General features: G+C 68.5%; 20 protein-coding genes. 10 read left to right on the top strand and 10 right to left on the bottom strand.

Features of this window, described 5'->3' with window-relative positions; translation table 11 throughout:
• Positions 1 to 177 precede the first annotated feature (177 nt).
• The gene (locus CBR61_RS13830) at positions 178 to 3,534 is read left to right on the top strand and encodes a TonB-dependent receptor domain-containing protein (RefSeq protein WP_172835969.1); all 3,357 of its coding nucleotides are present in this window, start codon (positions 178 to 180) and stop codon (positions 3,532 to 3,534) included.
• 12 nt (positions 3,535 to 3,546) lie between these two features.
• Here the strand turns inward: CBR61_RS13830 and CBR61_RS13825 are convergent, their stop codons facing one another.
• Positions 3,547 to 3,894, bottom strand: a complete 348-nt coding sequence (locus CBR61_RS13825; protein WP_088914890.1) for an ArsR/SmtB family transcription factor — start codon at positions 3,892 to 3,894, stop codon at positions 3,547 to 3,549.
• The gene (locus CBR61_RS13820; RefSeq protein ID WP_088914889.1) at positions 3,894 to 4,544 is read right to left on the bottom strand and encodes a peroxiredoxin; all 651 of its coding nucleotides are present in this window, start codon (positions 4,542 to 4,544) and stop codon (positions 3,894 to 3,896) included. The genes CBR61_RS13825 and CBR61_RS13820 overlap by 1 nt, the downstream gene beginning before the upstream one ends.
• A 74-nt stretch (positions 4,545 to 4,618) precedes the next feature.
• On the opposite strand from CBR61_RS13820, the gene CBR61_RS13815 reads away from it, so the two are divergent.
• The 9 genes from CBR61_RS13815 to CBR61_RS13775 all read left to right on the top strand — a co-directional run bounded on the left by CBR61_RS13815 (position 4,619) and on the right by CBR61_RS13775 (position 11,448).
• Positions 4,619 to 5,551: an MBL fold metallo-hydrolase gene (locus tag CBR61_RS13815; protein ID WP_233996744.1), complete on the top strand. Its 933-nt coding sequence runs from the start codon at positions 4,619 to 4,621 to the stop codon at positions 5,549 to 5,551.
• Complete coding sequence (locus CBR61_RS13810; protein WP_088914887.1) at positions 5,548 to 5,997, top strand: YeeE/YedE family protein; 450 nt, start codon at positions 5,548 to 5,550, stop codon at positions 5,995 to 5,997. The genes CBR61_RS13815 and CBR61_RS13810 overlap by 4 nt, the downstream gene beginning before the upstream one ends.
• Positions 5,994 to 6,416: a DUF6691 family protein gene (locus CBR61_RS13805; protein WP_088914886.1), complete on the top strand. Its 423-nt coding sequence runs from the start codon at positions 5,994 to 5,996 to the stop codon at positions 6,414 to 6,416. The genes CBR61_RS13810 and CBR61_RS13805 overlap by 4 nt, the downstream gene beginning before the upstream one ends.
• Complete coding sequence (locus tag CBR61_RS13800; RefSeq protein ID WP_088915637.1) at positions 6,416 to 7,195, top strand: sulfite exporter TauE/SafE family protein; 780 nt, start codon at positions 6,416 to 6,418, stop codon at positions 7,193 to 7,195. Before CBR61_RS13805 ends, CBR61_RS13800 begins: the two co-directional genes overlap by 1 nt.
• A 94-nt stretch (positions 7,196 to 7,289) precedes the next feature.
• A complete protein-coding gene (locus CBR61_RS13795; protein WP_088914885.1) occupies positions 7,290 to 8,741 on the top strand; it encodes a cytochrome ubiquinol oxidase subunit I in 1,452 nt (483 codons plus the stop codon).
• Positions 8,741 to 9,736, top strand: coding sequence for a cytochrome d ubiquinol oxidase subunit II (gene cydB / locus CBR61_RS13790; RefSeq protein ID WP_088914884.1), 996 nt, complete (start codon positions 8,741 to 8,743; stop codon positions 9,734 to 9,736). Before CBR61_RS13795 ends, cydB begins: the two co-directional genes overlap by 1 nt.
• On the top strand, positions 9,736 to 9,870 hold the full coding sequence (locus CBR61_RS13785) for a DUF2474 domain-containing protein (protein WP_088914883.1): 135 nt from the start codon (positions 9,736 to 9,738) through the stop codon (positions 9,868 to 9,870). Before cydB ends, CBR61_RS13785 begins: the two co-directional genes overlap by 1 nt.
• Positions 9,867 to 10,211 carry a thiol-disulfide oxidoreductase DCC family protein gene (locus tag CBR61_RS13780; protein ID WP_088914882.1) on the top strand — a complete coding sequence of 115 codons (345 nt, stop codon included), beginning with the start codon at positions 9,867 to 9,869 and terminating at the stop codon, positions 10,209 to 10,211. The genes CBR61_RS13785 and CBR61_RS13780 overlap by 4 nt, the downstream gene beginning before the upstream one ends.
• 70 nt (positions 10,212 to 10,281) lie before the next feature.
• Positions 10,282 to 11,448, top strand: a complete 1,167-nt coding sequence (locus tag CBR61_RS13775) for an alpha-hydroxy-acid oxidizing protein (protein ID WP_088914881.1) — start codon at positions 10,282 to 10,284, stop codon at positions 11,446 to 11,448.
• A gap of 269 nt (positions 11,449 to 11,717) precedes the next feature.
• On the opposite strand, the gene CBR61_RS13770 is transcribed toward CBR61_RS13775, so the two are convergent.
• The 8 genes from CBR61_RS13770 to tsaD form a co-directional block, all read right to left on the bottom strand.
• Positions 11,718 to 13,169, bottom strand: a complete 1,452-nt coding sequence (locus CBR61_RS13770) for an NAD-dependent succinate-semialdehyde dehydrogenase (protein ID WP_088914880.1) — start codon at positions 13,167 to 13,169, stop codon at positions 11,718 to 11,720.
• A 113-nt stretch (positions 13,170 to 13,282) separates the two neighbouring features.
• Positions 13,283 to 14,293, bottom strand: a complete 1,011-nt coding sequence (locus CBR61_RS13765; RefSeq protein ID WP_088914879.1) for a fumarylacetoacetate hydrolase family protein — start codon at positions 14,291 to 14,293, stop codon at positions 13,283 to 13,285.
• A 117-nt stretch (positions 14,294 to 14,410) separates the two neighbouring features.
• Positions 14,411 to 15,052 (bottom strand): maleylacetoacetate isomerase, encoded by a 642-nt coding sequence (maiA, locus tag CBR61_RS13760; RefSeq protein WP_088915636.1) that lies wholly within the window; start codon positions 15,050 to 15,052, stop codon positions 14,411 to 14,413.
• Positions 15,053 to 15,158: 106 nt separating this feature from the next.
• On the bottom strand, positions 15,159 to 15,515 hold the full coding sequence (locus tag CBR61_RS13755; RefSeq protein ID WP_233996743.1) for a response regulator: 357 nt from the start codon (positions 15,513 to 15,515) through the stop codon (positions 15,159 to 15,161).
• Between the two features lie 74 nt (positions 15,516 to 15,589).
• A complete protein-coding gene (locus CBR61_RS13750; RefSeq protein WP_088914878.1) occupies positions 15,590 to 16,198 on the bottom strand; it encodes a hypothetical protein in 609 nt (202 codons plus the stop codon).
• A 94-nt stretch (positions 16,199 to 16,292) separates the two neighbouring features.
• Positions 16,293 to 17,822: a lipopolysaccharide biosynthesis protein gene (locus CBR61_RS13745; protein ID WP_088914877.1), complete on the bottom strand. Its 1,530-nt coding sequence runs from the start codon at positions 17,820 to 17,822 to the stop codon at positions 16,293 to 16,295.
• Positions 17,819 to 18,826, bottom strand: coding sequence for an NAD(P)H-dependent glycerol-3-phosphate dehydrogenase (locus CBR61_RS13740; RefSeq protein WP_088914876.1), 1,008 nt, complete (start codon positions 18,824 to 18,826; stop codon positions 17,819 to 17,821). The genes CBR61_RS13745 and CBR61_RS13740 overlap by 4 nt, the downstream gene beginning before the upstream one ends.
• Positions 18,823 to 19,899 carry a tRNA (adenosine(37)-N6)-threonylcarbamoyltransferase complex transferase subunit TsaD gene (gene tsaD / locus CBR61_RS13735; RefSeq protein WP_088914875.1) on the bottom strand — a complete coding sequence of 359 codons (1,077 nt, stop codon included), beginning with the start codon at positions 19,897 to 19,899 and terminating at the stop codon, positions 18,823 to 18,825. Before tsaD ends, CBR61_RS13740 begins: the two co-directional genes overlap by 4 nt.

The following is a 19,899-nucleotide window of genomic DNA, read 5'->3' as shown; positions in this document are numbered from 1 at the left end:
ATGCAACATAAGTCAAATGGCGCATAGCGGAGGCTGTGCGCCACCTGCATCACTGTTTCCACAGTGCGGCAGAAGGGGATGCTGCGCACCTATCCGGGGAGTCTGGTGCGGATAATGACGCCAGCCCGCCGAAAGTCAGGGGAGGAACGACTAACCCAGCTTTTCGGGGGCAAGATAATGATCGTGTTGCGCAAGGTTTCCGTCCGTCCGGCTCTTCTCTCCACCACCCTTCTTTCCGGCCTCGCTCTCCTGCATCCGTCGGTCGTCTCGGCCGAGGCGGCGGAGGCCGCAGCCGCCAGCGAGGCGGCGGTGACGCTGGAAGATGCCATGCTCGCCGCCGAAAGCGCCGCGCCCGGCGAGGCGATCGTGGTCACCGGATCACGGCTCAAGCGGGATTCCAATCTCGATTCCCCCTCTCCCGTGGTTTCACTCGACGCGCAGGAGCTGCGCGGCGAACAGGACGTGGTCGATGCCCTGCGAACCCTGCCGGCGCTCTCCGCCTCGGTCTCCTCGGCCCAGTCGATCGCGCCGGGCGAGCTCGGCTCGGGCGGCGCGGTGGGCGCGGCCACGCTCAACCTCCGCGGCCTCGGGGCGCAGCGCACGCTGGTGCTGGTCAACGGCCGCCGCCACGTCGCGGGCGTCGCCGAGACCTCGGTGGTCGACATCAACTCGATCCCGACCGCGCTGATCAAGAATGTCGAAGTGCTGACCGGCGGGGCCTCGGCGGTCTATGGCGCGGACGCCGTCACCGGGGTCGTCAACTTTGTGCTCGACCGCGAATTCGAAGGCATCGAGTTCGGCATGACCGGCGGCCTGTCGGACAACGGGGACGGGCTCAACTTCGACGGCTTCGTCAAGCTCGGCAAGAATTTCGACGACGGGCGCGGCAACTTCACCATCGTCGGCGAATACAACCGCGACGATGGCCTGCGCTTCGGCGACCGCGCGGGTTTCCGCGACGGCAACATCTCGACCAACGGCCCCAACCCCGCCCTGCGCTTCCAGCGGGGCGAGCTGGGCGCGAACACGCCCAACTTCAGCAACTTCTTCAGCCTCGCACGCGGCCGCTACCCCTACGGCTTCGTCATCCCCACTCCCGGCACCGCGCGCTACAACCAGATCTTCCGGGCCGGCGTCACGCCGACTGCGGCCGAACAGGCGCTTATCGACCGTGCGGTCGCCGCGCCGACCCGGGCGATCGGGCCGAAATACGGCTTCCAGATCACCTCCGCTGGCGGCGTCGTGATCCCCGCCGACTTCGCCGATCCCTTCTCCGACATCGACCGCGATGGCCGCAGCGACTGCACCGAAAGCTTCACCGGCTTCAACGGCCTGTTCGACTATGCCGGCTTCGGCGCGCTCGGCGGGTGCTACATCGTCACCGCGAACGGCGTGAAGGTGCTGGAGGACGACGGCCAGATCGCCGGCAACTTCAACGCCTTCGGGGGCGAAGGCAACATCTTCGACAACAACGGCTTCCTGATCCCGCAGACCGACCGCTTCGGGATCAACGTGCTGACCGATTACGACATCTCCGATGGCCTCAACGTCTTCTTCGAGGGCAAGTATTTCCGGCAGGAAACCACCTTCGGCACCAACCAGAACTCGTTCTACGACCTGCTGACGATCGCGCCCGACAACCCCTTCATTCCGGCCGTGCTCCAGCCCATCGCGACCAATGCCGGCGGGCTGTTCGTCACCCGTGACCCGACCGACCTCGGCCCCAACATCGACACCAACATCGCCGAGACCTGGCGCTTCGTCGGCGGGATCCAGGGCGATGTCACCGACGACATCACCTTCGAGCTTTCGGCCAACTGGGGCCGCTACGACCTGAAGGCGATCAACCGCAACAACGTGCTGCTCGACCGCTTCTTCGCCGCCATCGACGTTGTGCGCGGGCCGAACGGCAACCCGGTCTGCCGCAGCGAGATCAACCCTGCCACCCGCTCGCCCTCGACCGTGTTCGGCATCCCCACCGGCGAGTTCGGCTATCTCACCTTCGTGCCGGGGCAGGGGCAGTGCAAGCCCGCCAACATTCTCGGCGGCATCCCCTCGATCAGCCCCGAGGCGGTGGACTTCATCACCACCACCACGATCAACACCTTCCGCACCGAGCTGTTCGAGCTGCACGGCCTCGTCTCGGGCGAGACCGGCATTCTCGGGCTGCCCTATGACACGATCCAGTTCGCGCTGGGTGCCGAATACCGCGAGGAGAAGAGCCGTTCGGTGTTCGACCCGCTGGTGCGCGGCATCCTGCCGGTCACCACGGTCGACGGCAAGGCGGGCGATTTCGTGGGCGATCTCGGCTTCTCGCAGACCTCGCTGGCGACGCCGTCCGACGAGCTCGCGCAGAATTCGGGCGGCGGCTACGACGTGATCGAGATCTTCGGCGAAATCGGCACGACGCTGCTCGAGGGCGTGCCCGCCTTCGAGGAACTGCGGCTGGAACTCGCCGGACGCTATTCGCACTACAGCACGGTCGGCAACGTCTTCACCTATGCGATCAACGGCTTCTGGTCGCCGATCGAGGACGTCCGCTTCCGCGGAACCTATTCGCGCGCGGTACGGGCGCCGAACATCTCCGAGCTGTTCGCGCCCCCGCAGGCGGCCTTCTTCCGGCCCTTCGACCCCTGCGACCAGACCGAGATCGACCGGCTGCGCAACGAGGGCTTCGCCAACATCCAGAACCGCATCAACAACTGCCGCGCAGACGGCATTCCCGAAGGCTTCTCCGATCCGCTGAGCGCGCGCTTTGCGGGGACCATCTCGGGCAACCCGAACCTGCGCGAGGAAACCGCCGACACCTACACCGCGGGCGTGGTGCTGCAGCCGCGCTTCATCTCCGGCCTCGCGATCACGGCGGACTACTACCACATCAAGATCGACGATGCGATCAGCACCGTGGCGGCGCAGGACGTGGTCAACAACTGCTACGACAGCACCACCTTCCCCAACGACTTCTGCAACTCCTTCACCCGCAACCGTGACCGCACCTCGGCGCAGTTCCTCGGGTTCAACTCGCTGACCTTGCAGACCATCAACTTCGTCGGGATCGAGACCGCCGGGGTCGATGCCTCGATCGCCTACAACACGACCATCGGCGAGCACCGCCTCGGCCTCAACGCCTCGGGATCGTGGGTCGACAAGCTCAACTTCTTCTTCGACCCGACCGATCTCACCCGGATCGATCCCGAGCTGACCGAGATCGGCCGCCCCGAGTGGTCGGGCCGTGCCACGGCCACCTACGGTATCGGCGAGTTCAATCTCAGCTACACGCTCAGCTATTTCGGCAAGATGGCACTGCGCGGGGTCGAGATCGAGACGATCGACGCCCAGTTCGGCCCGGCCGGGATGGTGGACGAGACCTGGACCCACGACCTGGCGGCGAGCTACACCTTCACCGATTACAACCTCGAGCTGTTCGGCGGCGTCAACAACCTCAGCGACGTGAAGCCCTTCGTCACCGAGCGCGCCTATCCGGTGAGCCCGATCGGGCGCTCGTTCTTCCTCGGCTTCCGCTGGACGATGTGACGGGCGAGAGCCTCACGCGAGGCGGGCGAAGTTCGCGACCCCCGGCGCAGGCGTGCGCTGGGCGAGGGGCTCGCCCGCCGGGGGAACCGCTCCGGGGACGAGCTGCGCTATTGCCGCGGTGACGCCCGCCAGCTCCTCGGTCGCGAGAGCGTAGAACACCAGCTTGGCTTCCTTGCGCGTGGCGACCAGCCCCGCCTTGCGCAGCACGCCCAATTGCTGGGAGAGGCCCGGCTGGCCGATCCCGGTCGTCTGCTCGATGTCCCCGACATTGCGTTCGCCCGCGGCCAGCGCGGACAGGATGCGCCAGCGCAGCGGGTGGGCGAGCGCCTTCAGGGCCTCGATCAGTGCGTCCTCGGCCATCAGCGCGGCTCCTCGGCATCGCGCAGGAACCACGCGGTGGCTTCCTCCGCGTCGAACACCGCATCGAGATCGTGGGAGGGCGATTGCAGCAGCGGTTCGCCCGGCTGCCAGTTGGCCGGCGCCAGCGCGCCCCTTGCGTCGATCGCCTGCAACCCGTCGAGAATGCGCAGCATCTCCGGGACCGAGCGGCCGAGATTGGCCGGGTAGCAGGTCATCGCCCGGATCACGCCGCGCGGGTCGATAAAGAAAGTGGTGCGCACCGCGGCGCTATCGCTGTCCTGCGCCGAGACCATCCCGAAGGCGCGGCCGATCACCAGCGTCGGATCCTCGATGATGGGAAAGCGCACCTCGACCCCGAAGCGGTCGCGGATCATCCGCAGCCACGCGAAATGGGCGAACAGGCTGTCGACCGAAAGCGCCATCAGCCCGCAGCCGCGCGCCTCGAAGGCGGCGGCCTCGCGGGCGAGGGCGACGAATTCGGTGGTGCACACGGGCGTGAAGTCCGCCGGGTGCGAGAACAGCACCAGCCAGCGGCCGCGATGGGCGGAAAGCTTGACCGGGCCGAGCGTGCTGCGCGCCTCGAAGTCGGGGGCCATGTCGCCGATCCTGAGGCCGGCGCAGGGGGGCAGGGCGGTGTCCTTGGCGTTCATCCGCCCTGCATACCACTTGACAGTTATATTGCAATACATATACACGATTTATGAAAATGAATTGGAGGGATGACATGCCCACTGACGATGCCGTGCTGCAAGCCGCCGCCGCGCAGGCCCTGCATGCTGCCGAAGACGCCGCGCTCCGCCCTGAAATCGCAGGCTTCTTCGATCCGGCTACCTTCACCGTCACTTACGTCGTCCACGATCCGGCGACGCGCGAGGCGGCGATCGTGGACTCGGTTCTGGACTTCGATCCGAGCTCGGGCCGCACCGCGACGCTCTCGGCAGACAAGGTGATTGACTATGTCACTTCGCATAATCTGAAAGTGATATGGCTGCTCGAGACCCACGCCCATGCCGACCACATCTCGGCTGCGCCCTATCTGCAAGAGCGGCTCGGCGGGAAGATCGCCATCGGGGCCGACATTACCGCGGTCCAGCAGGTGTTCGGCAAGCTGTTCAACGCCGGCACCGAGTTCGAGCGCGACGGATCGCAGTTCGATGCCCTGTTCGGGGACGGCGACACCTTCACCATCGGCAACATCCCCGTCACCGTCATGCACGTCCCCGGCCACACTCCGGCCTGCGTCGCCTATGTCGTTGGCGAGGCGGTCTTCGTGGGCGACACCATGTTCATGCCCGACTACGGCACCGCGCGCGCCGACTTCCCCGGCGGCGATGCGCGGACCCTGTTCCGCTCGCTGCGCCGCATCCTCGCGCTCCCGCCCGCGACGCGCCTGTTCATGTGCCACGACTACCTGCCCAAGGGCCGCACGACCTATGTGTGGGAAACCACCGTCGCGGCCGAGCGCGCGGGCAATATCCACGCGCATGACGGGATCACCGAGGACGAATTCGTGATGATGCGCGAGGCGCGCGATGCCACGCTCGACATGCCGCGCCTGATCCTGCCGAGCGTGCAGGTCAATATGCGCGCCGGGCACCTGCCGCCGGCCGAGGACAACGGGGTGGTCTACCTCAAGCTCCCGGTCAACGCGGTATGACGCTGCCCGGTTTTCCCGATGCCGCACCCCTGCCGGGGCTGATCGGCGGGGTGCTGATCGGCCTTGCCGCTGCGCTGATGCTGCTGGGGGCGGGGCGGATTGCCGGCGTCTCGGGCATTGCCGCGCGCGCCTTCGGCATCGCCGAGAGTTCGCTGCCGCGCGCAGGGGCCTGGGCCTTCCTGCTCGGCCTGCCGCTCGGTGCGCTCATCGTCACTGCGCTGACTGCCGCACCTGCGCCCGCCTTCGCCTCGCCGGTGACGCTGGCGATCGCGGGGCTTATCGTCGGCATCGGCACGCGGCTCGGTTCCGGCTGCACCAGCGGGCACGGGGTGTGCGGCATGAGTCGCCTGTCGCAGCGCTCGCTGGTCGCCACGGCCACCTTCATGATCACCGGCTTCGCCACGGTCGCGGCGATGAACGCGCTCGGGCTGGAGGTGCTGCCGTGATCCGCGCAGGCCTGGTCCCGCTGGCGGCGGGGACGATCTTCGGCGCGGGGCTGACCGTCGGCGGCATGACCGATCCGGCGCGGGTGCGCGGCTTCCTCGACCTGTTCGGGGCATGGGACCCGACGCTCGCCTTCGTCATGGGTGGGGCGGTGCTGGTGATGGCGCTGGCCTGGATGCTCCACCGCCGGATGCTGCGCCCCTTCTTCGCCGAAGGCTTCGCGCTGCCCGACCGCAACGACCTCACCCCGCGCCTCGTCGGCGGATCGGCGCTGTTCGGGGTGGGCTGGGGCATCGCCGGCCTGTGCCCCGGGCCGGGCTTCGCCGCGCTGGCGATCGCGCCGGGCGAGGCGGCGATCTTCCTTGCGGCGATGGTGGCAGGGATGGGCCTCGTGCGCCTGATCGAGGGGCGGGCGGGGTGATCGACACCCTGCATCTGGCGCTCGGCACCCTGTCGGGGGTGCTGGTCGGCTTCGCGCTCGGTCTGGTCGGCGGCGGCGGATCGATCCTCGCGGTGCCGCTGATGGTCTATCTCGTCGGCGTCCAGAACCCCCATGTCGCGATCGGCACCAGCGCGCTCGCGGTCGCCGCCAATGCCGCGACCGGCCTTGCCCAGCACGCCCGCGCAGGCAACGTGCGCTGGCGTTGCGGCCTGGTCTATGCCGGTTTCGGCGTGCTCGGTGCCCTCGGCGGATCGACTCTGGGCAAGAGCGTCGACGGGCAGAAGCTGCTGTTCCTCTTCGCGCTGCTGATGCTGGCGGTGGGTGCGCTCATGCTGCGCAGCCGCAAGGCGAGCGGCACGCCCGGCGTCAGGCTGAACCGCGAGAACGCGCCGCGCCTTATCGCCTTCGGGCTCGGGACGGGCGCCTTCAGCGGCTTTTTCGGGATTGGCGGCGGCTTCTTGATTGTCCCGGGGCTGATCGCCTCGACCGATATGCTGATGCTGAACGCGGTCGGCACCAGCCTCGTGGCGGTGACGGCCTTCGGGCTCGCGACGGCGGGCAATTACGCGGTCTCGGGCCTCGTCGACTGGGTGCTGGCAGGCGTGTTCATCGCCGGCGGGGTCGCGGGCGGGCTGGCGGGCACGCGCCTGTCGCAGCGGCTTTCGGACGGCGGACAGCTCAAAACCGTGTTCGCGCTGCTGATCTTTGCCGTGGCCTTCTACATGCTCTGGCGGAGCGCCCTTGCGCTCTGGACGTGACGCGAACGGCCCTTGCAACCCTTTCCGCGTCCGACCGTATATCAGGTGCAGCCATTGCAATTGATCGCTGCCGCCAGAGGATTAGCTGCCGATCATGCTTGAGAACCTCGACGCCCTGTTGCTCGCGCGGATCCAGTTCGCCTTCACGGTGAGCTTCCACTTCTTTTTCCCGGCCTTTTCGATCGGGCTGGCGAGCTATCTTGCGGTGCTCGAGGGGCTGTGGCTCAAGACCGGCAAGAGCGTCTACCTCGACCTGTTCAAGTACTGGTTGAAGATCTTCGCCATCGCCTTCGCGATGGGCGTCGTCTCGGGCATCGTCATGTCCTACCAGTTCGGCACCAACTGGTCGGTGTTCTCCGACGTGGCCGGGCCGGTGATCGGGCCGCTGATGGCCTACGAGGTGCTGACCGCCTTCTTCCTCGAGGCGGGCTTTCTGGGCGTCATGCTGTTCGGGATGAACAAGGTGGGCAGGAAGCTGCACTTCGCCGCCACGCTGATGGTGGCGCTGGGCACCTTCGTCTCGGCCTTCTGGATCCTCAGCGTGAACAGCTGGATGCAGACGCCGACCGGCTACCTCCTCGGCGACAACGGGCAATATCTGCCGGGCGAGAGCTGGACCGCGATCATCTTCAACCCGAGTTTTCCCTATCGCCTCGTCCACACGGTGATGGCGGCTTACCTGACGACCGCCTTTGTGGTCGGCGCGGTGGGGGCGTGGCACCTGCTCAAGGACAAGGCCAACCCGCATGCGCGCACGATGTTCTCGATGGCGATGTGGATGGCGGCGATCGTCACCCCGGCGCAGATCGTCGCGGGCGACATGCACGGGCTCAACACGCTCGAGCACCAGCCCGCCAAGGTCATGGCGATGGAGGGGCACTTCCAGTCGCACCCCGATGGTGCGCCGCTGATCCTGTTCGGCATCCCGGACAGCGAGGCGAAGACGGTGCGCTACGCGATCGAGATCCCCAAGGCCTCGTCCTTCATCCTCAAGCATGACTGGAACGCGCCGCTCGCCGGGCTCGACACGGTGCCCGACGACATGGAGCCGCCGGTGCCGATCGTCTTCTGGAGCTTCCGCATCATGGTGGGCATCGGCTTCGCCATGCTCGGGATCGGGCTGTGGAGCCTGTGGGGGCGAGTGCGCGGCACTCTCTACGACCTCCCCTGGCTCCACCGCGCCGCAGTCCTGATGGGGCCTTCGGGCTTTGCTGCGGTGCTCGCCGGCTGGATCACGACCGAGGTCGGGCGCCAGCCTTTCGTGATCTACGGCCTGCTGCGCACCGCCGATGCCGCCAGCCCGCTCGACGCACCCGCGGTCGCGGCCTCGCTGCTCGCCTTCATTCTCGTCTATTTTACCGTCTTCGGGATCGGCGTGTGGTACATCCTCAAGCTGATGGGCAAGGCCCCGCACCCGGGCGAATACGGCGTCAAGCGCGGCGATGTCGGCCCGATCCGCACCGCGGGCATCACCCCGGGTCCGACGCAGAACCCGGGCGGGGAGGAACCGCTTCCCTCCGCCAGCCCCGAAAAGGAGCCGGTGTGATGGACCTCACCGTCATCTGGGCCTTCATCATCGCCTTTGCGGTCTTCGCCTATGTGGTGATGGACGGCTTCGATCTCGGCATCGGCATCCTCTTCCCGACCTTCGCCGCAGGGCGCGAGCGGGACCGCGCGATGAACTCCATCGCGCCGGTGTGGGACGGGAACGAAACCTGGCTGGTGCTGGGCGGTGGGGGCCTGTTTGCCGCCTTCCCGCTCGCCTATGCCGTGATCCTGCCCGCGACCTATCCGCTGATCATCGCGATGCTGCTCGGCCTCGTGTTCCGCGGGGTCGCCTTCGAGTACCGCTGGCGCGACCCGGGGCACCAGAGGTTCTGGGACATGGCCTTCACCGGCGGCTCGCTGGTCGCGGCCCTGGCGCAGGGCATGACCCTCGGCGCGTTGTTGCAGGGTATCGAGGTCGTTGACAGGTCGTATGCGGGCAGTTGGTGGGACTGGCTCACGCCGTACACGCTCCTGACCGGGCTCGGCACCGTGGCGGGCTATGCCTTGCTCGGGAGCACCTGGCTGATCTGGAAGCTGGACGGCGCCGAGCAGGATCACGCCCGCAAGCTCGCCATCTGGGCGGGCGGTGCGACGATCGTGCTGATGGGGGCGGTGAGCCTCTACAACATCGCGCTGAACGAGGAATATGCCGCCCACTGGCTCGCCGCGCCGCAGATATACTGGGTCGCGCCGGTGCCGATCGTCACGGCGGTGGTGTCGCTCTCACTGCTCCACGGCATCCTCAACGCGCGCAATTCCAAGCCTTTCTGGCTCTCGATCGCGCTGTTCTTCCTCGGGATGAGCGGGCTGGGCGTCACCATCTGGCCTTATGTCGTGCCCCCCGGCCTCACCATCTGGGACGCCGCCGCGCCGGAGCGCAGCCAGATCTTCATGCTGGTGGGGGTCGCCATCACGATGCCGCTGATCATCGCCTACACCGCCTGGGCCTACTGGGTGTTCCGCGGCAAGGTGGCGGACGAGGGGTATCACTGATGCTTGCGCCTCCCGAGAGGGAGCCCGAAGGCCCGCTGTGGAAGCGTCTGCTCTGGATGGCGGGCATCTGGGCGGCCAGCGTCGCGGTGCTGGGGGCGGTCGCCTACATCATCCGCCTGTGGATTGCGCCGTGAGCGTCAAGGTCTGGTACGACGGCGCCTGCCCACTCTGCCTGCGCGAGATCGCGGTGATGCGGCGATTGGACCGGGGCGGACGCATAACCTTCGTGGACGTGGCGCAAGGAGCCGAACCCTCCTGTCCCCTCGACCGCGCGACATTGCTAGCCCGGTTCCATGCCGAGGAGGACGGCGTGATCCACTCGGGCGCGGCGGCCTTCGCGGCGATGTGGCGCGCCATTCCGCTGCTGCGCCCGCTCGGGTTGGCGGCGCGCTCGCCAGTGGTGCTGGGTATGCTCGAGGCGGCCTATCTCCGCTTCCTCAAGGTCCGGCCCCGGCTCCAGCGCCTGTTCGCCTGAAAAACCGCTTGCCCGATCGGGGTCGATGGTCTGAATTCCCGCCCGAGAGAGACGGGAGAGACCACACGCCATGACCTATTTCGGCGCGATGCAGAACGAGATCTACAATGCCGGCCTCAAGGGCATCCTGCCCACCTGGCCGGTCGATTTCGCCACGCTGGAAAAGCGCGCGCACGAGGCGCTGGGGCCGAGCCTGACCAATTATGTCGCTGGCGGCTGCGGCGACGAACACACGCAGGACCAGAACGCCAGGGCCTTCCATCACTGGGGCATGGTGCCGCGCATGATGGTCGATTGCTCGGTGCGCGATCTCTCGATCGAACTGTTCGGCCACCGCTATCCGACCCCGCTGTTCATGGCCCCCATCGGCCTCAACGGCGAGGCCTCGCAGGACCGGCACGGCGACGTGGCCGCCGCCCGCGCTTCGGCTTTGACCGGGGTGCCCTTCTGCGCCTCGACCCTAGCGAACGATCCGCTCGAGGACGTGAAGGTCGCCTGCGGCGACACGCCCGCCTGGTTCCAGCTCTACACGCCCAAGAACAGGGAACTCGCGGAAAGCCTGATCCGCCGCGCCGAGGACGCGGGCTACAGCGCGCTGGTGGTGACGCTCGACACCTGGGTGACGGGCTGGCGCCCGCGCGATCTCAACGCATCGAACTTCCCCCAGCTGCGCGGCAAGGTGCTGCAGAACTACTTCTGCGATCCGGTGTTCCGCTCGCTGCTCGCGCGGCCGCCCGAGGAGGACCCGGCGGCGGCGATCTTCACCTGGGCGGCCACCTTCGGGCAGGTGCTGACCTGGGACGACATGGCGTGGTTCAAGTCGGTGACGAAGCTCCCCATCGTCCTCAAGGGCATCTGCCACCCCGATGACGCGCGCCGCGCGGTCGATACCGGGGCGGATGCGATCTACTGCTCGAACCACGGCGGGCGGCAGGCGAACGGGGGTATCGCCACCATCGACCTGCTCGCCGATGTCGTCGCGGCTGCGGGCGACACCCCGGTGCTGTTCGACAGCGGCGTGCGATCCGGCACTGACGCGGTGAAGGCGCTGGCGCTCGGGGCGCGGGCGGTCGGGGTGGGGCGGCCCTACACCTACGGACTCGCGCTTGGCGGGGCCGAGGGCGCGGCCTGGGTGTTAAGATCGATCCTCGCCGAGGCCGATCTCCTGATGGCCGTTAACGGTTATCCGACCCTTGCGGATGTTCGTGCGGCGGGTGGCCGGCGGACCGACCGATGAATCGGACAATGCAAGAGCGTTAACCACATTCGGTCTGTGTTTTCCACAGGCTTGCTGGTAAATTGCCCGCATAACAACCACCGAATCGGGGACGCGATCGATGGCAAGACCGACCATCTGGTCCAGTGGGCCGGATCCCATGCGCCGCACCGTGTGTATCCAGGACGAACATTCGCGCCGCGCGCGATATGGGCGGATTCAGCCCATGCAACGGCGGTCGTCGATCCTGGCGCGTATCGCCAGCCTCATCGGCTGAAGCGGGCAGCCGGTCAGCCGCCGGCCTTGGCCAGCATGACGAGCTTGGTGTCGGTGAAGGCGAGATAGCCTTCCTCGCCGCCTTCCGATCCGAAGCCGCTGTCGCCGACCCCGCCAAAGGGGGTTTCGGGCGACGAGACGATCAGCTGGTTGATCCCCACCATCCCCGCGCGCAAGGCCCGGCCGAGCGCGTGCGCCTCGTCGAGATCGGCGGAAAAGGCATAGGCGGCAAGGCCATAGCGCAGCGAATTGGCGATCCGCACGGCATCGGCGATGTCGTCGAAGGGGACGATCCCGGCGACCGGGCCGAAGGGCTCCTCGATCATGAAGCGGCTGTCGGGCGCCGGGTTGGCGATCACCGTCGGCTGGAAGAAGAAGCCCTGCCCGGCGATCGCCGAGCCGCCGGTGACCACCTCGCCGCGGTTGCCGCCGGCGTCGGCGACCACCTGCTCCATCGCCGCCACGCGCCGGGCGTGGGCGAGGGGGCCCATGTCGACGCTGTCGTCTGCGCCGGGATCGCCGACCTTGATCCTGCTCGTGCGGGCGGCGAATTCGGCGACGAATTCGTCGTAGACCTCCTTCGCCACCAGGAACCGTGTGGGCGAGACGCAGACCTGTCCGGCGTTGCGGAACTTGGTCGTCGCGCACATCGCCACGGCCCGCGCGAGATCGGCATTCTTGCTCACGATGACAGGGGCATGGCCGCCGAGCTCCGGAGCGAAGCGCTTCATGTGGGTGGCAGCGAGCGCACCGAGCTGCTTGCCGATCGCGGTCGATCCGGTGAAGCTCACCTTGCGGGTCACGGGCGAGGCGATGAGGTGCTCGGCGATCGGGCCCGGGTCGCCGTGGACGAGGTTGAGCACGCCCTCGGGCAGCCCCGCCTCGACGAAGCACTCCACCAGCAGTTGCGCCGAGGCCGGGGTGTTCTCGGCCGGCTTGAAGATCGCGGTGCAGCCCGCCGCGAGCGCGCCGGCGATCTTCTTGGCGGGGAGGTTCACGGGGAAGTTCCACGGCGTGAGCAGCACCGCGGGGCCGATCGGCTCGTGGGTCACCATCTGCGCCAGCAGCTGGTTGCCCCGGGTCGGGATAAGCCGCCCGCCCCGGCGCTTGGCCTCTTCGCCAAGAAAATCAATCGTATCGCAGGCCGAGAGGATTTCGCCGACGCCCTGCGCCCGGGGCTTGCCCATCTCGGCGGTGATGACCCGCGCGATGCTTTCGGCGCGCGCGCGCAGCAGGTCGGCGGCGCGGCGCAGGATCGCGTGACGCTCTGCTCCCGGGGTGGCGCTCCAAGAAGGGAAGGCGTCGCCCGCCGCCTTCAGCGCGGCGTCGAGCTGGGCGGTCGAGGCCTTGGGACACCGGCCGATCACCGCCCCGGTCGAGGGGTTGACCACCTCCATCGTGCCGGCCTCGCCATCGGCGATCCACTGGCCGGCGATGAACATCCTGAGGGCGGGGTAGGTGGTCATGGTGCGTTCTCTCGTGCTGGATAGGGGACTATTTCCGGAGCATCATGCCCCCGGGACGGTGCTGCAACGACATGGCGACGACCGCGCGACGACCGCGCGACGGCAGCGGCACGTCACACCGCGACGACGTGCTGCTCGATCGCGCCGAAGATCGAGTGGTTCGCCGCATCGCGCATCTCGATCCGCACGGTGTCGCCGGCCTGCATGAACGGGGTGCTCGGCTTTCCATCGCGGATCGTCTCGATCATGCGGATCTCGGCGATGCAGGAATAGCCCGCGCCGCCCTCTGCCACCGGCTGGCCCGGGCCGCCGTCGGCGCCCTTGTTCGAGATCGTGCCGGTGCCGATGATCGTGCCGGCGCACAGATTGCGGGTCTTGGCGGCGTGGGCGACCAGCTGCGCGAGGTTGAAGGTCGCATCCACCCCGGCATTGGCGCGGCCGAAGGGCTTGCCGTTGAGGTCGACCATCAGCGGCAGGTGGATGAGCGCGTCCCGCCACGCATCGCCCAATTCGTCGGGGGTGACCGCGACCGGCGAGAAGGCGCTCGCGGGCTTGGACTGGAAGAAGCCGAAGCCCTTTTCCAGTTCCGCCGGGATCAGGCCGCGCAAGCTGACGTCGTTGACCAGCATCAGCAGGCGGATGTGGCCCGCCGCTTCCTCGGGCGTGCAGCCCATCGGCACGTCGCCGGTGATGCAGGCGATCTCGCCCTCCATGTCGCAGCCCCATGCGGGGTCGCCGAGCGGAATGTCTTGCCGCGGGCGCAGGAAGGCGTCCGAGCCGCCCTGATACATCAGTGGATCGTGGTAGAAGCTGTCAGGCACCTTGGCGCCCCTCGCCTGCCGGACGAGTTCCACGTGGTTGATGTAGGCGCTGCCATCGGCCCACTGGTAAGCGCGTGGCAGGGGCGAGTGGGCCTGGCGTTCGTGGAACCGTTCGCAGGGCACCGTCTCGTGCTCGACATCGCGGGCGAGCACCTCGAGCTCGGGTGCGACCCGATCCCAATTGTCGAGCGCATATTGCAGCGTCGGTGCGATGTAACCGGCGGCGCAGCAGCGGGTGAGGTCTTTCGAAACCACCACCAGCCTGCCGTCGCGCGTGCCGTTGTCGAGGGTTGCAAGTTTCATCGTCTTTCTTCCTAAACTTCCGTTCGTGCTGAGCTTGTCGAAGCACTGTTTTTCTTCTGTCCCGCATCCTTCAGGAAAGGATGGCCCCTCGACAAGCTCAGGGCGAACGGGTCTGGTTCACTGCCCCGGCGCATCGACCTGAACATCGGGATGCGCCGCGGCGAAGGCGGGCAGGGCGAGGCAGGCGGCCTCGATGCGGGTGAGGTGCGGGCTCGCCGACAGGTCGTAGGCAAAGCGCCGCGCATTATAGAGCTGGGGCACCAGCACGATCTCGAACAGGCCGGGCGCATCGCCGTGGAGGAAATCGCCGGTCCCGATCTGCGCCAGTCGCGCCTCGACCGGATCGAGCGTGCGCTTCAGCCAGGTGCGATACCAGACGTCGATCTCGTCCTGCGTGTGGCCGAGCGGGTCCTTGAGGTATTTGAGAACCGGCAGGTTGTTCACCGCGTGGATCTCGGTCGCGATCCCGTAGGCGAGTTCGCGCACGGTATAGCGGTCCTCGATGTCGCGGGGGAGGAAGGGGGCTTGCGGATAGGCCTCGTCCAGCCATTCGAGCAGCGCCATCGACTGCGCCCGGTCGCGCCCGTCGGCCTCCAGCATCGGCAGCGAGCCGAAGGGATTGCGGCTGGTGAAGCCGCCCTGCTTGTTCTCTGCGGTGACGAGATTGACCGGCACGTTCTCGAAGGCGAGGCCCTTCAGGTTGAGGGCGATGCGCAGGCGGTAGGAGGTCGAGCTGCGGAAATAGCCGTAGAGTCTCATCGTGCTCATGGGCCTGCCATCGCAGGGTTGAGGCGGGGGGGCAAGGGCGCGCTTGCGAAGTTCGTCCGGTCGCACACGGGGGCGGCCGGAGGACCGCTTCAGCCGCTCACGCCGGTGTCAGCGCGCGGCTTACCGTGTCGAGCAGCTTGGCCGGCGGGCAGGGCTTGGCGAGGGTCGTGGCCCCCGGGAAGCGCATCGCCAGTTCGCCCGCCTCGTGCGGGTCGGAATGGAGGATCACCGGCACGTTATCGTCGATCAGCTTCTGCGCCAGTTCGTAGGTCAGCCCGTCGGCCAGTTCGACATCGAGCAGCACCACATCGGGCCGTTCCTTCTGGCAGGCGAGCATGGCCGAGCAGATCCCGGCGTGCGGGCCTTCCACCTCGTAGCCTGCCTCCTCGAAGGTGTCGCACAGGTCGAAGGCGGTCACGAATTCGTCTTCGGCCACCAGGATACGCACGGCCATCGGTCCTCTCCCGCGTCAAACGAATCCCAATCGCGGGAGTGTATCACGGTTTGGACGTCAAGCTTGCGGTAATATTATCCGTTCCTGCCGAATTGTTCCGCAAAGGTGCTCTCGTCGCCGGCAGCGAGCAGCCTGGCCTGTTCCACCCATTGATCGCGGGTGATCCGTCCGCTGAAGCGCCCCAGTTTCGCGTCGATCCGCTCGACCTCATCGGGCGTCCATGCGGCGATCTGGGCGAAGGTGGTGATCCCGAATTCGCCGAGCAGCGCGGCGATCTTGGGGCCGAGGCCCTTGATCCGGGTAAGGTCGTCGCCCGCGCCGGGCGTGGCGGCGGGCGAAGGCGCGGGGGCGGGCTCCGGCTCGGGTGCGGGGGCCGGGGCAATCTCGGGCCCGGCTTCCGCATCGGTGCCGAGCGGGGCGGCGGCGGTCGGCTGGGCGTTGGCGGCTGCCGAGAGCGGGCCCTGGATGATGTCGATGGCGCGCGGCGCATCGATCAGCGCCTGGTTGCGCGGGGCCGGTGCGGCGCCTTCGGCAAGCACGTCGCGCGCGATGCCGGGGGCGCTGTCGTCCTCCACCACCCGCGCCTTGCGCCCGCCGCGCGCGATCAGCCAGATGACGAACACCAGCACGGCGAGGCCGATCAGGATCAGCGGCAGATAGGAGGCGATGTCGGCGGAGATCATGGGCGTTGCTTTCCGGATGGTCTGCGTGAGTCGCGCGCTTTAGCAGGCTGGTGGGGCCGCGCCCAAGCGCGAGGTTGGTTTTCGTGGCGCGGCGCTAGGCGAGGTCGGTCTCGGGATCGGGCACCACCTGCTTGCGGAACAGCGCCTTGTCCGCCTCGCCGAAGCCTCGCCGCCAGATCACGAGCGCGTAGGTGCCGAGGATTGCGGGGACGCCGATGACGAGCTCGACCCATTCGGGCGCCCAGGTGAAGGCGTATCCCACCACCACGGCAGGTGCGGCGGCATAGACCAGCGCCCAGCGCCAGTTGGAGACGGGGGCCTTGAGCAGGCGCTTCAGCAACAGCGCCTTGACGAGGCTGGAGGTGGCGAGCGCGACCAGCAGCGCGCCTGCGGCGCTCGCGGCCTCGTAGCCCTTGCCGAGGCCATAGGCATCCGCTGCCTTGATCAGCGCAATGGTGAGCGTCGCCTGGAGCGCGATGATCGCGACCGAAATGGCTAGGTTGCGCTTGCGCGCGATGTAGACCAGCACGCTTTCCGAGACGACCGCCATCGAGGCGGCGACCTCGGCGGCGAGCAGGAAGGCGAGCGCGCCGGTGCCCGCGACGTAATCCGGCCCCCACAGCCCCATCACCGCCTCGCCCGGCACGCCCAGCACCAGCGCGATGCCGAGCTGGACGGCGATGATCCAGAACCCCACCTGCCGCACCTGCGCGGCGATCGCCTCCATGTTGCCGACGCGCAGGTTCTTGGTGATGACCGGCGAGAGGATCGGCTCGAAGCTGGTCTTGAGCTTTTGCGGCAGCGAGGCGATCTGCTGTGCGGCGTAGTAGATCCCCACCGCCTGCGGCGGGGCGAAAAGGCCGAGGATGAAGATGTCGAGCAGCCGCGTGCCCCGCTCGATCGCGTCGGCGCCGACGATCGGGAAGGCGCGGGCCGACATGGAGAGCATCGCGCGGCCCTGCGGCTGCCACCCCCGCGGCAGGCCGTAGGAGCGCAGGAAGGGCCACAGCGCGGTCAGGAGCCCGGCATAGATCGAGGCGATGAAGGCCAGCGCCAGCCCCGCCTCGCGCGTCGCGGGGATGAAGAAGAACACCCCCGCCCCGATCGAGATGGTCCACGGCTCCACCACCGCCCGCGCGCGCACGGTGGTGGCGATGTCGAAGCGGTAGGCCTGCGCCGCGAGCAGGATCTCGGTAACGGCGAAGGCGGGGATGGTGGCGACCAGCCAGATATCCCACTCGCTGTTCATCCCGTTGGGGAACATCGGTTCGGGGAACACCAGCAGCACGCCCGCCGCGACGGCAGAGTAGAGCAGCGCCAGCAGGATGCCGTCATAGACGAGATTGGTCTCGGCGCTGCGGTTCTCGCCCGCCCCTTCCGACAGGCGTTGCGCAAGCCCGCGCTTCTCGCCCAGCGAGCAGAGCAGGGCGACGATCTCGATCAGCACCAGCGCCGAGGCGAAGCGCCCGAGCGCCTCGGCCCCGTAGAGGCGGGTGGCGATGACAAGGAAGGGGATGCGCGCGATCAGGCGGATGACGAAGCCCAGCGTGTTCGTCCGCCCGCCCTTGGCGAGCTGCGCGAGATCGTCGCCGTCCCCCGGTGCTGCCGTGCTTTGGGTGGTCACGCGCCGAGGTCTCCGGCATCGCTTTCGAGCTCGGCGCGCAAGGGGCGGGCGAGCAGCGCGGCGACCACCGCGCGCGCCCCGGCGCCCTTGAGGATCGCGTCCACCGCATCGACGATCGGCATGGCGATCCCGCGCGCGGCGGCAAGATCGGCGAGGACGGGGGCGGTGAAGGCGCCCTCCGCCACGGTGCGCCGATCGGCCATCAGGTCGGCGGCGCGCGCGCCTTCGCCCAGCGCCTTGCCGAGGCTGAAATTGCGGCTCGAGGTCGAGGAGCAGGTCAGCACCAGATCGCCGAGCCCGCACAGGCCCGACAGCGTCTCGGCCTCGGCCCCCAGCGCCTCGCCGAAGCGCAGCATCTCGGCAAAACCGCGCGAGATGATCGCGGCGCGCGCGTTCTGGCCGAGCGCAAGGCCCTCCACCACCCCGCAGGCGATGGCGAGCACGTTCTTGACCGCCCCGCCGATCTCCGCGCCGGTCACGTCGTCGGAGTAGTAGGGCCGGAAGGCGGGCCGCGCGATGGCGGGCGCGAGGCGTTCCCACTGCGCGCGCCCGCCGCTGCACGCCAGCGTCACCGCGGTCGGAAGGCCTGCGGCAACCTCGTGCGCGAAGGTCGGGCCGGAGAGCACCGCGACCGCGCTGCCGGGTGCGGCCTCGCGCGCGACGTCGTTCATCAAGCGGCCGGTGCCCGCCTCGATCCCCTTGGAGCACAGCACCAGATCGCGCGGGGCTTCGGAAAGGCCCGAGAGCACCTTGCCCAGCACCTGCGCGGGCGTCACCACCAGCACCGTGCCGATCCCGGCCAGTTCGCCGAGGTCGCCGGTCGCACGGATGCTCGGGGCGAGGGTGGCGGAGGGCAGGTAGAGCGGGTTGCGGCGATCCGCGTTTATCGCCTGCACCACCTCGGTCTCGTAAGCCCAGAGCACGACCTCGCGCCCGTCGCTCGCCAGCATCTGCGCGAGCGCCGTGCCCCATGCCCCTGCGCCGATGACGCCGACCGGGCTCATGCCTTAACCCCCGCGCCGCGCACCGCCTCGGCCGCCGGATCGAGCGGCCAGCGCGGGCGGGCGACGAAATCGAGCGGGTCGCCGGCGAAGCCCTCACCCTCGAGCGCGAGCCGCTCGCACCCGGCCCAGGCGATCATCGCGGCATTGTCGGTGCAAAGCGCGAGCGGCGGGGCGGTGAAGCGCATCGCGTGCCGCGCGGCCAGCGCCTCCAGCGCGGTGCGCACTGTCTTGTTGGCGGCGACCCCGCCTGCGACGACCAGCGCCGGGAAGGGGCCGGCGCTGTCCAGCGCGCGTTCGAGCCGGTCGATCAGGCACTCGACCGCAGCCTGCTGGAAGCTCGCGGCGATATCGGCGGGACTGTGCGCGCCGCTCTCGACCGCGCGCAGCACCGCGCTTTTCAGCCCCGCGAAGGAGAAATGCGGCTCGCTCGAACCCTTGAGCGGGCGGGGCAGGGGGACCGCCGCGGGATCGCCCTCCAGCGCCAGCCTCTCGACCGCCGGACCCCCGGGATAGCCGAGGCCGAGAATCTTCGCGGTCTTGTCGAAAGCCTCGCCCAGCGCATCGTCGATGGTGGTGGCAAGGCGGCGATAGCGCCCGACGCCCTCCACCGCGAGGATCTGGCAGTGCCCGCCCGACACCAGCAGCAGCAGGTAGGGGAAGGCCAGCCCTGCGTCCGCGAGGCGCGGCGAGAGCGCGTGGCCTTCGAGGTGGTTGACCGCCAGCAGCGGCTTGCCGCTCGCCATCGCGAGCGCCTTGGCGCTCACCAGCCCGACCATCACCCCGCCGATCAGCCCGGGGCCGGCGGTGGCGGCAATGGCGTCGACATCGTCGAGCGCGACGCCTGCCTCGTCCATCACCCTCGCCAGCATCGGGGCGAGCCGCTCGGCATGGGCGCGCGCGGCGATCTCGGGCACGACGCCGCCATAGGGCGCGTGCTCGGCCTCCTGGCTGGCAATCGCCTGCGCGACGATCGTTCCGTCGCCGCGCACCAGCGCGACCGCGGTCTCGTCGCAGCTCGATTCGATCCCCAGCACCAGGGGCGCCTTGTCAGAGGTGTGCGTTCGCGATCCCAT

It is taken from the genome of Porphyrobacter sp. CACIAM 03H1, assembly GCF_002215495.1.
GTDB lineage: Bacteria > Pseudomonadota > Alphaproteobacteria > Sphingomonadales > Sphingomonadaceae > Erythrobacter.
The sequence above is the reverse complement of the archived record's forward strand: the minus strand, read 5'-3'. Positions and strand labels throughout refer to the sequence as shown.

Bases quoted from the DNA above. Each gene is read 5' to 3' on its own strand.
- CBR61_RS13830 (WP_172835969.1), top strand. From the start codon at position 178: ATGATCGTGTTGCGCAAGGTTTCCGTCCGTCCGGCTCTTCTCTCCACC.
- CBR61_RS13825 (WP_088914890.1), bottom strand. From the start codon at position 3,894: ATGGCCGAGGACGCACTGATCGAGGCCCTGAAGGCGCTCGCCCACCCG.
- CBR61_RS13820 (WP_088914889.1), bottom strand. From the start codon at position 4,544: ATGAACGCCAAGGACACCGCCCTGCCCCCCTGCGCCGGCCTCAGGATC.
- CBR61_RS13815 (WP_233996744.1), top strand. From the start codon at position 4,619: ATGCCCACTGACGATGCCGTGCTGCAAGCCGCCGCCGCGCAGGCCCTG.
- CBR61_RS13810 (WP_088914887.1), top strand. From the start codon at position 5,548: ATGACGCTGCCCGGTTTTCCCGATGCCGCACCCCTGCCGGGGCTGATC.
- CBR61_RS13795 (WP_088914885.1), top strand. From the start codon at position 7,290: ATGCTTGAGAACCTCGACGCCCTGTTGCTCGCGCGGATCCAGTTCGCC.
- cydB (WP_088914884.1), top strand. From the start codon at position 8,741: ATGGACCTCACCGTCATCTGGGCCTTCATCATCGCCTTTGCGGTCTTC.
- CBR61_RS13785 (WP_088914883.1), top strand. From the start codon at position 9,736: ATGCTTGCGCCTCCCGAGAGGGAGCCCGAAGGCCCGCTGTGGAAGCGT.
- CBR61_RS13775 (WP_088914881.1), top strand. From the start codon at position 10,282: ATGACCTATTTCGGCGCGATGCAGAACGAGATCTACAATGCCGGCCTC.
- CBR61_RS13770 (WP_088914880.1), bottom strand. From the start codon at position 13,169: ATGACCACCTACCCCGCCCTCAGGATGTTCATCGCCGGCCAGTGGATC.
- CBR61_RS13765 (WP_088914879.1), bottom strand. From the start codon at position 14,293: ATGAAACTTGCAACCCTCGACAACGGCACGCGCGACGGCAGGCTGGTG.
- maiA (WP_088915636.1), bottom strand. From the start codon at position 15,052: ATGAGACTCTACGGCTATTTCCGCAGCTCGACCTCCTACCGCCTGCGC.
- CBR61_RS13755 (WP_233996743.1), bottom strand. From the start codon at position 15,515: ATGGCCGTGCGTATCCTGGTGGCCGAAGACGAATTCGTGACCGCCTTC.
- CBR61_RS13750 (WP_088914878.1), bottom strand. From the start codon at position 16,198: ATGATCTCCGCCGACATCGCCTCCTATCTGCCGCTGATCCTGATCGGC.
- CBR61_RS13740 (WP_088914876.1), bottom strand. From the start codon at position 18,826: ATGAGCCCGGTCGGCGTCATCGGCGCAGGGGCATGGGGCACGGCGCTC.
- tsaD (WP_088914875.1), bottom strand. From the start codon at position 19,899: ATGGGATCGCGAACGCACACCTCTGACAAGGCGCCCCTGGTGCTGGGG.